The 14,694-nt window shown below is 62.0% G+C and carries 14 protein-coding genes; 8 read left to right on the top strand and 6 right to left on the bottom strand.

Features of this window, described 5'->3' with window-relative positions; genetic code table 11:
- Positions 1 to 38: 38 nt before the first annotated feature.
- Entirely contained in the window at positions 39 to 2,573 is a 2,535-nt protein-coding gene (locus AC4CWH_RS06580; RefSeq protein WP_491320904.1) for a methyl-accepting chemotaxis protein, read from the bottom strand.
- Between the two features lie 251 nt (positions 2,574 to 2,824).
- Here AC4CWH_RS06580 and AC4CWH_RS06575 point away from each other — a divergent pair, with 251 nt between their 5' ends.
- Genes AC4CWH_RS06575 through mobB form a run of 4 tightly spaced genes read left to right on the top strand, consistent with a single transcriptional unit; the run spans position 2,825 to position 6,149 of the window.
- A complete protein-coding gene (locus AC4CWH_RS06575) occupies positions 2,825 to 3,730 on the top strand; it encodes a DMT family transporter (RefSeq protein ID WP_491320903.1) in 906 nt (301 codons plus the stop codon).
- Positions 3,731 to 3,743: 13 nt separating this feature from the next.
- Entirely contained in the window at positions 3,744 to 4,976 is a 1,233-nt protein-coding gene (locus AC4CWH_RS06570) for a multidrug effflux MFS transporter (RefSeq protein WP_491320902.1), read from the top strand.
- Complete coding sequence (gene mobA, locus AC4CWH_RS06565) at positions 4,973 to 5,608, top strand: molybdenum cofactor guanylyltransferase MobA (RefSeq protein WP_491320901.1); 636 nt, start codon at positions 4,973 to 4,975, stop codon at positions 5,606 to 5,608. Before AC4CWH_RS06570 ends, mobA begins: the two co-directional genes overlap by 4 nt.
- Position 5,609: 1 nt before the next feature.
- Positions 5,610 to 6,149, top strand: a complete 540-nt coding sequence (gene mobB / locus AC4CWH_RS06560) for a molybdopterin-guanine dinucleotide biosynthesis protein B (RefSeq protein WP_491320900.1) — start codon at positions 5,610 to 5,612, stop codon at positions 6,147 to 6,149.
- Positions 6,150 to 6,443: 294 nt separating this feature from the next.
- Here the strand turns inward: mobB and AC4CWH_RS06555 are convergent, their stop codons facing one another.
- Both AC4CWH_RS06555 and AC4CWH_RS06550 read right to left on the bottom strand, forming a co-directional pair.
- On the bottom strand, positions 6,444 to 7,337 hold the full coding sequence (locus tag AC4CWH_RS06555) for a hypothetical protein (RefSeq protein ID WP_491320899.1): 894 nt from the start codon (positions 7,335 to 7,337) through the stop codon (positions 6,444 to 6,446).
- Positions 7,338 to 7,815: 478 nt separating this feature from the next.
- The gene (locus tag AC4CWH_RS06550) at positions 7,816 to 10,080 is read right to left on the bottom strand and encodes an OmpA family protein (RefSeq protein ID WP_491320898.1); all 2,265 of its coding nucleotides are present in this window, start codon (positions 10,078 to 10,080) and stop codon (positions 7,816 to 7,818) included.
- A 276-nt stretch (positions 10,081 to 10,356) separates the two neighbouring features.
- Here AC4CWH_RS06550 and AC4CWH_RS06545 point away from each other — a divergent pair, with 276 nt between their 5' ends.
- A complete protein-coding gene (locus tag AC4CWH_RS06545) occupies positions 10,357 to 10,623 on the top strand; it encodes an usg protein (RefSeq protein WP_491285038.1) in 267 nt (88 codons plus the stop codon).
- Positions 10,624 to 10,716: 93 nt separating this feature from the next.
- A complete protein-coding gene (locus tag AC4CWH_RS06540; protein WP_491320897.1) occupies positions 10,717 to 11,535 on the top strand; it encodes a class I SAM-dependent methyltransferase in 819 nt (272 codons plus the stop codon).
- 56 nt (positions 11,536 to 11,591) lie between these two features.
- On the opposite strand, the gene AC4CWH_RS06535 is transcribed toward AC4CWH_RS06540, so the two are convergent.
- Complete coding sequence (locus AC4CWH_RS06535; RefSeq protein ID WP_491320896.1) at positions 11,592 to 11,786, bottom strand: hypothetical protein; 195 nt, start codon at positions 11,784 to 11,786, stop codon at positions 11,592 to 11,594.
- Positions 11,787 to 11,943: 157 nt separating this feature from the next.
- Here AC4CWH_RS06535 and AC4CWH_RS06530 point away from each other — a divergent pair, with 157 nt between their 5' ends.
- Entirely contained in the window at positions 11,944 to 12,504 is a 561-nt protein-coding gene (locus tag AC4CWH_RS06530; protein WP_491320895.1) for a DinB family protein, read from the top strand.
- A 3-nt stretch (positions 12,505 to 12,507) separates the two neighbouring features.
- Positions 12,508 to 12,918: a CopD family protein gene (locus tag AC4CWH_RS06525; protein WP_491285030.1), complete on the top strand. Its 411-nt coding sequence runs from the start codon at positions 12,508 to 12,510 to the stop codon at positions 12,916 to 12,918.
- A 37-nt stretch (positions 12,919 to 12,955) separates the two neighbouring features.
- Here the strand turns inward: AC4CWH_RS06525 and AC4CWH_RS06520 are convergent, their stop codons facing one another.
- Positions 12,956 to 13,783 carry an ABC transporter ATP-binding protein gene (locus tag AC4CWH_RS06520; protein ID WP_491320894.1) on the bottom strand — a complete coding sequence of 276 codons (828 nt, stop codon included), beginning with the start codon at positions 13,781 to 13,783 and terminating at the stop codon, positions 12,956 to 12,958.
- A 20-nt stretch (positions 13,784 to 13,803) separates the two neighbouring features.
- Positions 13,804 to 14,634, bottom strand: coding sequence for an ABC transporter permease subunit (locus tag AC4CWH_RS06515; RefSeq protein ID WP_491320893.1), 831 nt, complete (start codon positions 14,632 to 14,634; stop codon positions 13,804 to 13,806).
- Positions 14,635 to 14,694: the final 60 nt, after the last annotated feature.

Raw genomic sequence — 14,694 nt, 5'->3', positions numbered from 1 at the left:
CCACGACGGCTTTTGCCTATAGGGCTTATAGAAGTTCGTTACGCCGCCCGCTCCCGCCGCACGCCGCCCGAGACTGGTTCACCCGTGCGAAAATGCTCGATCTTTTCCGACAACGCCTCGACGCGGCCGCGAAGGCCGTGGATCTCGGCGTTATTTTCCTCCACCATCGCGGCATTGCGCTGGGTGATCAGTTCCACTTCGCCGAGCGCATGCGTCACCTCGTTGATGCCGACCGACTGTTCGCCGGTGGCAGACGAGATGTCGGCGACGAGTTTCTGCACGGTGCCGATATGGCTGATGATTTCAGTCAGCGCCTCGCCGGTTTCCTCAACCAGATGCACGCCGTTCACCACCTGCCGCGCACTTTCGGAAATGAGGCCCTTGATCTCCTTGGCGGAATTTGCGCTGCGCTGCGCGAGTTCCCGCACCTCCTGCGCAACGACGGCAAAACCACGCCCCGCCTCGCCGGCACGGGCGGCCTCCACGCCGGCATTCAGCGCCAGCAGGTTGGTCTGGAACGCGATCTCGTCGATGACGCCGATGATCGTGCCGATCTTTTCAGACGAGCGGTTGATCTCGCCCATAGCCGCGATGGCATTCGTCACGACGGCACCGGAGCGGGTCGCAAAGGCTTCCGTCTGGTCGACGGATTGCGCCGTGCGCTTGGCGCTGTCTGCGGTGGCGCGCACGATATGGCCGAGCTGGCGCAAGGCGCGTGTGCTCTCTTCAAGCGCTGCGGCCTGCTGTTCGGTGCGCCGTGCCAGATCGTCGGCGGAGGCGGCAAGGTTGCCGGTGCCGCTGTCGATATCGCCGGCGACCATGCGAACATCTGACAGCGTGGCCCGCAGCGTCGAGACGGCCTGGTTATAGGTGCGGGCCATCTCGACGAATTCGGCGGGGAGATTTTCCGACATTTCCTGTTCGAGGTCACCTTCGGCCAGACGATGCAACACTTCTGAGAGCGCGGAGAGCGCCTGGCTCTGCTCGTTGGAGATGCGCGCCCGCTCGGCCGCACGGCGTTGCGCCTCGGCCTCCGTTGCGCCGCGCGCCGCATTTGCCTCCTGCTCGAGGCGAACGTTTTCAAGCGCTGCATCGCGAAACACGCTGACCGAGCGCACCATGTCGCCGATCTCGTCGCCACGCTCGCGCCCGTCGATCTTGACCTCGAGATCGCCACCGGCAAGCCGGGTCATGATCTCGGTCACCCGGCGCAGCGGTCCGCGCAGGGTCTCCACCAGCATCAGGGCGCCAATGATGGCGAGAAGCGTGCCGACGACGGTTGCGGCGACCGACAGATTGGCCGAAAGCTCGCTGTCCTGTTTGCCGGCCTCTTGCGCCTGCGCCACGAAATCCTTCAATCCCGCCATGCCCTTCGCAAGCGTGTCCTGGGCGGCCGCACGTGCTGCCTTCCACTCGGCCGAGAGCTTCAGGATCACATCGGTGTTGCCGCTCAGTTGCTCCAGTTGCGGCAGAAGCTGCGGCGAAAATTCGCGCATGGCTTCGTTTTTGGTGCCGAGCTTGCTGACATTGCCGCTCGCCGTCGTCAGCGCGCGGATATCGGCCAAAACCTCCTCGCGGGCAGCCTCGGAGAGCGTTACCCGCAGACGCTCGGTATGCAGCTGCAAGAGGTCGATCAGCTGCAACGAGGTGCCGATTTCGGTGAGCAGGCTGCGCATCAGCTGCACTTCGTCTTCCAGGTTGGCAAAGCGGTCGGTCGCGGTCGCGGTGCTGCGCAGCACCTCCTGCCGAAACGCTTCCTGCACGGGCACGAAGGCGTCGATTGCGGCGCGCACGGCAACCGCCTTTTCCGGCGTCGGCATCGGTCCGGCAATCAGCTCCTGCAGGCTTTGCGCCTGCGCCTTCACGGCATCCACCATGCGCGCGGATTTGGTTGTGCCGCGGCCTTCCAGTTTCGGAAACTGCTTCTGCAAGACGCCGAGATAAGCGGACGCCGCCTTGATGGTGGTGGCGTCATCGGTCACGCCGCGGATGGCATCAATAATGTTTTCGATATGGCGATCGACCGTCTTCAGCACGAAGGCATCAAACAGCGCGCCCTTGGCAAAACGTTCCTTGCTTTCCGCCTCTTTGCGCACGGTGATGATCTGCGCGTTGACAGAGGAAGCGAGCATGCGGATTTCATCGACACCGGATTCCATCGCCTGTTCCGTGCGCGTGATCTTGCGCTCGATCTCCCAGAGGCCTGCCGTCTGCTGTTTCAGCGCCGGCGCTGTCTGGCGCACCACATCCAGCCGCGTCCGGTCGGCATCGGTCAGCTGCAGCCCGTCAAGGGTCACGACCCCCTTTTCCAGCTGGTCGATACCTTCGTTGAGGCTTGTCAGTTTGTTGCGGGAGGGATCGGCGAAAAAGCCGAGCAGATCCGCCTGCAGCTGTTCGAAATCGCCAATATTCTCGATGGATGCCCGGGTCACAGTCATGTGGCCGTTCAGCATCCGCGCCGTATAAAAGCCGGCAAGGCCGACCCCCGCAATCAAGAGGATCAACGGCACGACGAAGAGCAGAACCTTGGTCACGATCCGACGGCTCTGCAAAAGACGGTCCAGGAATGACATCGCACTACCCCGTGCAGTAACCCGGTCTGCCCGCATCGGCACCTGTCACGCGTCATTCCACCTCATGCGGAACACTTCGAAACTTGCCCGGCAGCTATTGAACATACGTTAACGCCCGGCAAAAGCTGGCCATTTATGGGATAAAATATGACAGCAGGTCTCATAGGTTGATCGAATGGCTGGTCCGCACCCCGGCGATGCTTTAAGCCCTTGCTAAAATCAGGTCGAAAAAATCTTCTAGGGAATCGGAAATGCCTTTGTCGCAGAATGCACGCGGCGCGCTGATGATGACGCTTGCCATGGGCGTGTTCACCACCAACGATGCCTTCGTGAAAATGGTGACGCCGGAGATGAATGTCGGCCAGATCATGTTCCTGCGCGGTACCATGACGCTGGTGATGCTCATTCTGCTCGCCCGATATTACGGCCTCCTGCATCAGGTCAGGCTGATGTTTGCGCCGAGCGTCATCCTGCGCTCCGGCTTCGAGATCGGTGCGGCCGTCAGTTATATCTCGGCGCTTGCCCATATCGATCTGGCGGTTGCCGCCACCATCCTTCTGTCCTTGCCGCTCGCCGTGACATTTGGCGCATGGGCCTTCTTCAAGGAGCCCGTCGGCTGGCGACGCTGGTCGGCCATCATTGTCGGCTTCATCGGCGTGCTGATTGTTCTCAGGCCAAGTCCTGAAGCCTTCGTGCCCGCCTCGCTGTTTGCCGTCATTGCCGTTGTCTTCACCGCCGGGCGTGATCTGACCACAAGACGTATCCATGCAGGCATCCCCACGCTGCTGGTGTCGCTGTTTGCAGCGCTCACCAACACGGTCTTCGGTGCCGTCCTCATCTTCCCCATGGGCGGCTGGAGCCCCGTCAGCGCCTCTGCTCTCGGGCACCTCGCAATTGCCTCGCTGCTTATCCTTGCCGGATACCAAAGCATCGTGATTGCCATGCGCTCCGGCGATATCTCGTTTGTCGCCCCCTTCCGTTATACCAGCCTGATGTTTTCGCTCACCCTCGGTTTCTATTTCTTCGGTGAGCAGCCGGATGGTTATATGGCCGTCGGCGCAAGCCTCATCGTCGTGTCGGGCCTCTATGCCTTCTACCGGGAAAAACAGCGGGCACGAACGATTGCGGCTACGACCCCGCCCCGCACGCCTGTTTGAGCGGTCAGGCCGGATGACCAGTACCGAACCGGTGACACGATCCGTCTATCTTGACCGCGCAACCCCGCCGCACATTTCCACGCTCGTGCTGGTGGCGGGGCTTGCAGCACTCAGCATGAATATTTTTCTGCCGACGCTTGCGGCCATGGCCACCCATTTCGGCACAAGCTACGGCGTGATGCAGGTTGCCGTATCCGGTTATCTCGCTGGCACCGCCATCCTGCAACTGGTCATCGGGCCGTTGTCGGATCTTTTTGGCCGCCGCCCTGTCATGATCGGCTGTGTCGTGCTGCTGGCCATCGGCACATTGATCTGCCTTGTCGCCCCAAATGCCACCGTCTTCATGATCGGGCGCCTGTTGCAGACGGCCATCGTTGCCGGCTTTGTCCTGTCGCGTGCCATCGTGCGCGACATGGTGCCGGCCGATGAGGCTGCCTCGATGATCGGTTATGTCACGATGGGCATGTCGCTGGTGCCGATGGTGGCGCCGGCACTCGGCGGTTTTCTCGGCGATGTTTTTGGTTGGAAGGCGAACTTCCTCGTCATCCTCGTCTATGCCCTCGTCTGCCTTGCCATCAGCCTGCGCGATCTCGGCGAAACCAACCACCGGCGCACGGTAAGTATCGGCGCGCAGTTTCGCGCCTGGCCGGAACTGGTGCGCGCCCCCGCCTTCTGGGGTTATGTGCTGACCGGCGGTTTTGCCTCGGGCATCTTTTACGCCTTTCTCGGCGGCGCACCCTATATCGGCTCGGTCGTTTATGGCTTGGCGCCGGCCATGCTCGGCCTGCAATTCATGCTTTTGGCCGTCGGATATCTCGTCGGCAATTTCCTCTCGGGACGTTATGCCCGCCATGTCGGCCTGATGGGCATGATCACCTGTGGCAATATCGTCAGCATCGCAGGCGTCGCCGGCTCGCTCCTTCTCGTCGGCACCGGAAGCGAGGCGGCGATCGCCTTTTTCGGCCCGCTAACGCTTGTCGGGATTGGCAACGGTCTGGCGCTGCCCAGCGCCAATGCCGGCATGGTGAGCGTTCGCCCGCATCTCGCCGGCTCCGCCTCGGGTCTCGGCGGCGCGGTCATCACCGGCGCTGGCGCTGCGCTGTCTGTTCTGGCAGGCTGGCTCCTGAGTTTTGGCGACGGCGTCATGCTGGTCCTCTGGCTGATGTTCGCCTGCGCGGTCCTTGCCATCGCCGCCACCGAGTTCATCCGCCTGACCGCCAGAAACGCCGCAAGCGAGGACATATGACGACAATTCATCCGGTCTCGGTAAAACCTCCGGGCGTCATTCTGGCCGGCGGCCGCTCGCAGCGGATGGGAGAGGACAAGGCGCAGGTGCTGCTCGCTGAAAAAACGCTGCTCTCTCACGCGATCGCGCGCCTTGCCCCCCAGCTGTCGGCCCTTGCCATCAATGCGCCGGAAGGTTTTAAGCCCCCGGAAAACCTGGCCCTTGTGCCCGATACCCTCCCCGGCCAGCGCGGCCCGCTCGCCGGCATTCTCGCCGCGATGCGCTATGCCAAAACCCGCGCGCCTGATGCAAGCCACGTACTGACCGCCCCCGTCGACAGTCCTTTCCTCCCGACAGATCTGGTTAAACGTCTGCAGAGAGCCATTGAGGACGGCCACCAGATCGCGGTTGCCGCCTCACGCGGCGCCATGCATCCGGTCTGCGGCCTCTGGCCGGTCGACATCGCCGATGCGCTGCAAGCCTTTCTGGAAACCCCGGAAAACCCGCGCGTCAAAACCTTCCTTGCCCGTTATGACACGGTGGAGGTGGATTTTGCTGATATCGCAACCGCCATCGGGCCGCTCGATCCCTTCCTCAACGTCAACACGCCGGATGACCTGCAGACCGCCCATCGCTACCTCGAGGCTCTATGACATGACCGCACCAGACACACGCCCGCGCATCTTTGGCATTTCCGGGTGGAAAAATTCCGGCAAGACCGGCCTTGCCGTGCGCCTGGTGGAAGAACTGACGCGGCGTGGTTTTCGCGTTTCCACCATCAAACACGCCCACCACGATTTCGACATCGACAAGGTCGGCGCCGACAGCTATCGCCATCGCCAGGCCGGCGCGCATGAAGTGGCGCTGGTCTCCGGCACCCGCTTTGCCATCATGCACGAGTTGCGTGGCACGCCTGAACCCAGCTTCGAAGAAATCCTCGCGCGCCTTGCCCCTTGCGATCTCGTCCTTATCGAAGGCTACAAGCGCGAGCCGGTGCCCAAGATCGAGGCGCGCCGGCTGGAAGCAAAAAACCGCGAACCGCTCGCCCCGAGCGATCCCCACATCACCGCCATCGCCGCCGACCACCCCGTCCCCGACGCCACACTCCCCGTCTTTGACCTCAACGACACAATGGCGATTGCCGATTTTGTGCTGAAGGTGGTGGGCCTTCCCAAGACAGCACGCGACGCCTGACGCACTGCTCCTGCCTTTCCAGACATGCTCGCCCACGAGGTCCTGCGCACCGGACGGCGGGTGATGGAGATCGTCACCGGCACGGGCGACAGCCGCCTGCGCCGCTTACGCGAGACCATCCTGAAACTCGGCCCTGAAACGCGGCGCTCGGCTCGTCGTTATACGAAGTGGTGCAGCCCCGGCCACAGGGCGGACCAGGCGGCTGCGGTGGACTTGCGCGACGATCATCGTGATGCGGCGGCCATGAAGGTTCAAAAATCAGCCTTTGTGAATAGGATGGGTTCATATGTCCCCTCATACCAATCTCAGTCTGCGAAGGCGCTTCTTCCACTTTTGCCAGCGGGTCTTGGGCGGCGCATGAACCTCGGTACCTCTGGCATTGATGAGAGCGCAATCAATGAAAAGCCGACCGCCACGCCGACGCACTGCCTCATTAAAGGCCACATGCTCGCAAACCTCATGGCCATCATCGCCAAGCCCTAAATAACGGCACCCGGAAATCGCCGAAAGCCGATAAAGGCCCAATCCGCCGAAGGCACTTTCTACCTCCACACGCCCTTGATCTGGCGGTAGCGAAAAGGAGATCGCGGTGATGAAGCGCGCAACGGCGTCCTCCGGGCTCATCTCCTTGGGGCGCTCGCGCACCTTCCTCCAGACATCGTAGGGGCAGAGCCTGGCATGGCGCAGGGCCCACAGATCGTAATAGCGGTCCGCCTGATTGGCGAAGAGGCCGGCCCAGTCGCCGGTGTCATTTTCGACAAGATTCACCAGATAATCGACGCTGACGGTGGAATTGACGTCATCAAGGTCGAGCAGCAATAGAAAAGCATGCTGAGTATCCGCGACACAGACTTCGGCGCGCGCCAGAACGGCATTGCGCAGATAGGCCAATCGGGCCGTACGCTTGCGGTAAGTCCGGCCAATTCCGTCCAAGCTTTCAAAATAACAAGAAGGATGCTGTCTAGCGAAAGACTTTAAAACTGCCTTTGTCCGATCGACGGAATCGTTTTCGAGAAAAATGAAATGACTCCGGGAAAAACGGCCGGCCAGTTCCTCCAGCATCGGAAGCAACCGCGGCAGCGAGTGCGCGCAATCACGGGCGAGATCGGCGATTACAATCTCCTTGTCGATCCGGCCTGCATGCAAAGATCTGCCATCCGGCAATGCCTGCTCAAGCTGCAAGTTCATTAGACCGTCCCTCAATGACCATTCCGGCCGGAAAACGCGGCCATGGCTTGTTCCATCAGCATTTTGTAACCGAACCCGACATGTCCCAAATGGGCGGCCTATCCGCTCTCGATTGACGGAGGGATAGCCGGATTCCGGCGCAACAGGAAGGCGGAATGCCGTTGCCACAGCCTCTGCCACAGCATAATCGCCACCTCGACCGCCTTGGTGGTCTCCTGCCACGCGGCTCCAGCCCGTTTTGCAACGTGGCGGGCGCATTTCGCCTGTCACGCCACCTGCTCGAGCGATTGCCAGACGCAAAGGAACTGCTCGCGGAGCGCGGATATGATGCCGATTGGATGCGCCCACACATTTCTTTCCGCAATCTTGCTCGCCGCGACATGCTGCTATTGGTGCGGCGAATGAGGCCTCAGTCTCGCTAGCGCACGAAAAAGCCGCCGGATCTCTCCGGCGGCCATGATTGCAGTGCAGAAGGGTTTTAGCGGTTCTGCGCCACCGGCTTTACCAGCGCCGTGATGCGGCGGATGGTGACGCGGCGGTTTTCCTGCGAGGGGCCGTCGGTGTTCACCTTGAGGTAACGCTCGCCATAACCTTGCGTCGTCATGTTTTCCGGCGGAATGCCGTAGACGTCGCTCAGCACCACCGCCACCTGCTCGGCACGGCGGTCGGAGAGAACAAGATTGCTCTCGTCGGAACCCACGGCATCCGTGTGGCCTTCGATCAGGAAGGTTTCGCTCGGATCCTTCTTCAGCACCTCGTTGATGGCATCGGCCACCTTGCGCAGCGAACGGGCCTGGTTCATGGGGATATCCGCACTGCCCGTGGCAAAAGTGATCGTATCGAGGTCGATACGGCGCACCTTGTCGCGGATACGGGCGGAATAGCGCACTTCATCCAGCGAATAGACCCGTTCGACACGCTCCACCGGCGGCTGTTCCAGGAATTTGTAATAGTCCCGGTCCGGATCGGTCGAGGTATCGATGATGTACTGGCTGACCGGCACCGTCAGACGCATCGGCGGCAGGTCGTCGGCGGGGTCACGCCATTCGTAGTCCGGGCCACGGTCCTGGCGCTGCTCTGGCGCATAAAACAGCACATATTCGCGGCCATCCTCGCCAATGCGCGAGCGCTGCACCACGTCGCCGTAGCGGTCGCGGATCGTCACGATCTGCACACCATTGTCCCGCGCGATGATTTCGCGGGTCCGTCCGCCCGGCAGGCGTTCGTATTCCGGCGTGTAACCGCTGTCGTAGAAACGGCGGCTGTCGTCGTGGCGCACGATGGTGCGGTTGTCGAAGTTGATGATGATGCGGCCGTCATCGGAGGGACCGCCGGCATCGCGTCCGTCAAAACCGGCGGGCATGTCATAACGCGGGCGCTCACGCATCCGCTCGCCACGCTCGGAGGTGATGGCCTCCATGCGCACCGGCGGGGCTGCACGGCCGGCAGGGCCTGCCTGGGCATCGGCATCGGACCGCGGCGGCGGTGGCGGCGGGGTGTTGGGTGCCACCGGTTGCGGCTGGGCGCCCGGCTGTCCTGCCTGCGGCCCGCCATCACGGCGCTGACCGTCACGGGATTGCCCGTCACGAGATTGGCCATCGCGAGGGCCGCCCGGTCGGCCCATGGCAGAAGGCGCTTCCTTGGCGCTATCCAGAACGGCTGCACCGTTTTCAACCGGCAGCACGATGGGCTGATTGCTGGCAGCGGGGTTCTCGGCAATCTTGCGGGCCCGCTCGACCTGTTCCGGTGTGGTGGGCGATGCAACATTTGGTGCGGCGGGTGCTGCCGCTTCACCCGGTGCCGGCGGCACGGGACGAGCGCCGGGTGCCGGGGGCTGACCGGGCGTCTGACCAGCGGCAGGTGCCTGAGCATCGGGGGCGACAACGGCTGGGGTCTTTGCGCCGGGGACCAGTGCGGGAGCAACAGCTGCCGGAGCGGCAGGGCGTGCGGCCGGTGCCGGTGCTTCGCCAGAGAGCGGCGTTGCCGGCCGCGCGGCAGGCGCCGGCGCCTCGCCGGCTTCCGGCTGCGGCTTCTGGGCATCCGTCGGCCGTGGGCGCGGCGCTTCGCCGGGCTTCTTCTCCGGGGCAGGTTTTGCTGTAGGTGCGGCCTCGGCAGGCGCCGGGCGCGACTGCGCCTCCGGCTCGGCCGCCGGCTTTTCGCGGGCGGGTTTCGCCTCGGCTGGCTTTGGTTCGGGCGGCTGCGAACGAGCGGCAGGCGCGTCAGCCGCTACGGGTTCCCTGGCCTTCGGTTCAGCAGCTTTGGGTTCCGGAGCCTTGGGTTCCGCGGACTTGGGCTCCGCGGCCTTGGGTTCTGGAGCTTTTGGTTCTGCAGCCTTGGGCTCAGGGGCTTTCGACTCCGGCGCTTTCGGCTCTTCGGCCACCGGTTCACGGGCGGCAGGGCGTGCCTTGGGCTCGGCCGGGGCTTCAGGTGCCGGGGCAGCGGCGCGTGGTTCGGCTTTCGGCTCGGGCTTCGGTTCGGGGCGCGCCTCGGGCTTTGCCTCCGGCGGCGCCTTCTGATGTTGTTCTTCGGCAGCAGGCGGTGCGCGGCGCTTTTTCAGCTCCTCTTCGCTTTCTGCGCCTGCAGGCAGCGGGCTCACGGCGTCCTGGACGCGGATGATGTCGCTTGCACCATAAGCGCGCTCAAGCTGCGGCATGTTGGGCATGGCCTGCGCGTGCGGCACCATCAGGCTCATCGAAATCAGCGGCATTGCAACGCTTGCAAGATATCCGGTTCGCTTGGACATGTTTTCTCCTGGTCGTCTTTTAACCGTCCCTTGCGCCGGGATCGGCGCGCCTCAACGGCGGACACGGTCTTTGGTTCCACGCTCAACAAGACACCGGGTGATGTGAACAGCAGATGAACCCTTATGGCAGCAGCCGTTCATGATGAGTGCTAAGCATTTGATTTATTGAGATAAAACTCTTGATATGATCGTTTTGTTAAGCTTCACTTAAGCCAGCGGTGCTCCAATGTCTAAGAGCGCTCGCGCTCGATGCAGGGTCAACTCCAGGGGATACGCATGACACCCGAAATGGACATGATGCTGAAAGGCTACGGCCTCACCACCGCCCAGATCCTTTACCGCCTGCCGGATCATCCGGCCCTTCTGCAGACCTATATCTGGCAAAACTACGATCTGGCGCCGGACTTTCCCGAAATGCGCGGCTTTCTGAAATTCTGGCAGGACACGCTGGATGGACCGCTGCATTCCGTGCGGTATGTCCACCGCAAGCTGATCGCCGCCAGCGAATGGCGCTCGTTGAAAGGCGAGTTCATCCTGCATTAGGGTGGACTTTGCTTTAGGCAGGCACCTGTCCTTGCCATTGGCCAGCACTTTGCTTAAATCCGGCTCAAACGGTTCGGACACAAGAAGGCTGCCATGACGAAGATCGACGAAGAAGCGCTGGCGGAAGCCTATAACCGGGCTCTCGCCCACGAAAAGGCCGGCGAAATCGATGCCGCCGTCGCCGCTTACGGCGAGGTTCTTGAAATCGATCCGGAAGATCATGGTGGCGCTGCCGTGCGCATCGCCTCGCTCGGACGCGGTGAAACGCCAACCAGGGCGCCCGATGCCTATGTCGAGACGCTGTTTGACCAGCATGCCGAAAGCTTTGAGGATATCCTCGTCGCTCAGCTCGGCTATGATGTGCCGAAAATGGTGCTGCAGCGCCTGCAGGAACGCGAACTTGGCCCCTTCAAGCGCATGCTCGATCTCGGCTGCGGCACAGGGCTGACGGGCGGCACGCTGCGTGATCTCTGCGAGGATATCACCGGCATCGACATTTCCGAAAACATGGTCGAGATCGCCCATGAGAAGGATCTGTATGAGACGCTCTATGTGGCCGAAATCGAGGATTTCCTCGAAGACAACGACGACGAACCCTTCGATCTGATCACCGCCACCGACGTTCTTCCCTATCTCGGCGCGCTGGAACCGCTGTTTTTTGGCGCTGCGGAAAACATGGTGGATGGCGGCATCTTTGTGTTTTCCTCCGAAACGCTCTCCGACGAGGTTCTCGCCGGCCGCCCTTACATGGTCGGCCCGCATCAGCGTTTTGCCCATTCGGCCGCCTATATCCGCGAGCGCCTGGCCGCCACGGGTTTTGTCGTCATCGAGATGGAAGAGATCAACGTGCGCATGCAGGATGGCCACCCGAGCCCGGGCCATCTGGTCATCGCCCGCCTCACCAGGGCCTGATGTTTTTGGGTTGCGGGTCGGAACATGCTCCGGCCCGCCATCTTCTCTTGTTCCGCCTAGCGAAACAGCGCGGCAATGGCTGCATGGATCACGGTCGCGCCACCGATTGGCGCCACCACCAGCAGCACGAGGTTGAGGCAGATCACCCAGATCATCACCTTCTGCTCCCGGGCGGTCAGTGTCCGTCGCGGCGGGTTTTGCGGTGGTGGCTCCGGCTGGCGTCGATAATAGCCGTTAAGGTCAAGAAACATCGCAGTCCCATCTTTTTGAACATCTGCGCTGTCGGAAATCCTATACCGGATCGGTTGGCTTCGGAAGCTTGCGCTATCGGAAATGCCTGATAGCGTCGATCAAGCCTAGCCAGCACCGCCCTGTCCCTCTAAATTCAGCGACAACCGGAGGGGCACTATGACACCAAACCGCTATTTCCTCGTCCAGGCCTATAACAATGCCTGGGCCAATCATCGGCTTCTTGGCGCCTGCCGAACGCTGACGCCGTTGGAACTGCAGGTTACCCGCACCAGCTTTTTTCCCTCCATCCTGCATACGCTGAACCACATCCTGACGGTGGACTGGTTTTACGTGAGCGCGCTGGAAGGCCGACCGATGGGGGTCGCCGCTTTCACGCCGGAACTTCCCTTTCTCGATTTCAGCGATCTGGAACGCGAGCAGCGCGCCGTGGATCGACGCCTGATCGATCACTGTCGCCAGATGCAGGATGATGACTTTGCCTGCGACATCGTCATCCCCCGCGCAAACGGCGATCAGCACGAACAGACCGACCGCCTGCTGCTGCATCTTTTCCAGCACCAGATCCACCATCGCGGCCAGGTGCATGCCATGCTCTCGGGCACCCGCACCAAACCACCGCAACTCGATGAATTTTTCTGCGCATCGCCCACTGACCAGGCCCTGCGCCGGGGCGATCTTGCCGAACTCGGCTTTTCCGAAACACAGATCTGGGGTTGATCCATGCTCTATTTTCTCTTCAAGGCGCTTCACGTCGCCTCCGATATCATCTGGGTCGGCGGCATGCTGATCAATGCCTTCGTCATCGGCATGGTGCCGGCGCCGATCCGCACCGGCGTCATCAGCGCGCTGCGCCGTTATGACCGGATCGTCACCACAGGCGCGCTTGCCGGCGCCTGGATCTTTGGCCTCATCCTTGTCTTCGGTTATGTCGGCTTTTCCGGTGGCTGGCTCCATGCCAAGCTGCTGATCGTCGTGCTGTTATCGGCCCTGCATGGCATGCAGAGCGCCTGGTTACGTCGTATGGAAGCCAACCCGCTGATCGATCCGCCGGCTTTCGTCGCCAAGGGCATGCCGATCGTTCTCGTCTCCATCGTCATCGTCGTGGGCCTTGCCATCATCAAGCCGTTCTGACGTTAACAAGCCCCATCGTGAAGGGGCAACTGCCCCCTCACGATGTGCCGAGGATCGCCGATAGCAAGCGTCCTTCCAGCTGTGCCAGTTCCGGATCGCCATGTTTTCGCGGATGCGGGCTGGGTACGTCGAGATCAAGCGTCACGCGGCCCTCGTCCAGCACGATCACCCGGTCGGCCAGATGCACCGCTTCGGCCACGTCATGCGTTACAAGCACCGCCGTAAATCCGAGTTCCCGCCACACACGTGCAACAAGCTGCTGCATGCTGATACGCGTCAGTGCGTCGAGCGCTCCCAAGGGTTCATCGAGCGCCAGAAAACCCGGACGGCTCACCAGCGCGCGCGCCAGCCCCACACGCTGACGCTGGCCTCCCGAGAGGCTTGCCGGCCAGTCCAGCGCCTTATTGCGCAGATGCATTTCCCACAGCACGTGTTCGGCACGCCGGCGAGCCTCCTCACGCGACACCCCCTCGCCCAAGCCCACACCGACATTGTCGATAACGTTGAACCACGGCAGAAGGCGCGGCTCCTGGAAAACAATGCGGGCCTCCGGGGCAATCGCACGGCCCTGTTCGTCCTTGAAGGCAATGTCGCCACCGCTTGCCGTCTCAAGCCCGACCAGCAGCCGCAACAGTGTGCTCTTGCCGCAGCCGCTTTTGCCGACGATGGCGATAAACTGCCCGGCGGGAATGTCGAGATCGATGCCACGCAGCACGCGGTTTGATCCGAAGTTCTTCTCAACCCCCTTCAGCCGCAAGGCTGCGGCCCTGACAGGACCGGTCTCGAGGGCGACAGGTTCTGTCGTGTGCGCGGTTTCAGCCTGATGCAGAAGCGAAAGCGTCGGATTGAATGGTGCAATAGACATGGGAAAGATACCCTCTTGCTTCAGCGTTGATAGGCGACGTTCCAGGACAGCGTCCAGCGCTCCAGCGCCCTTGCGATGACATCGGCAAGCTTGCCGAGCACGGCATAGATGACGAGTGCGAGCACCACGACATCGGTCATCATGAATTCACGGGCATTGTTGGCCATGTAACCGATGCCCGAGGAGGCAGCGATCGATTCCGACACGATCAGCGTCAGCCACATGATGCCGAGCGCATAACGCAGGCCGACGAAGATGGAGGGCAGTGCGCCTGGAAAGATCACCTTGGTAAACAGCGACCAGTTGCTCATGCCATAGATGCGGCCCATCTCGATCAGCCCGCGATCGACATTGCGCACGCCGTGATAGGTGTTGAGATAGATCGGAAACAACACACCAAGCGAGGTCAGGAACAGCTTTGCCTCCTCGCCAATGCCGAACCAGAGGATGACGAGCGGGATCATGGCCAGATGCGGAATGGTACGGATCATCTGCAGCGTCGTGTCGGTCAGCTGCTCCGACAGTTTTGACACGCCGTTTGCGATGCCGAGGAGGAAACCGATCGAGCCGCCGATGGCGAGGCCCGCCAGCGCGCGGGCGCCGCTCACCATAATGTTGTGGCCAAGACTGCCGTCCGACGCCTCCGACCAGAAGGCTTGCCCAACAGCTACAGGTGATGGCATCACCCGGTCAGAAATCAGCCCCAGAGAAGATCCCGCCTGCCACAAGAGAACAAGGGCAAGCGGCACGGCAAACGGCAGCAGACGCGCGCGGTCAGGTCTTGGGAGGCGAAGCAAACGCGGTGTGCTGCGCGCCGGCGAACGGCCTGCCTCGAATTCGACTGTGGTCATGACGGGATCTCCTTCAGGGTGGATGGGAGCGCGGATGAGAATGTGAGCGGTCGCGGCCCT

Source organism: Neorhizobium sp. PAMB6716, from assembly GCF_058242805.1.
Note: the sequence above shows the minus strand (reverse complement) of the source record. Positions and strands in the feature narration are given on the sequence as shown.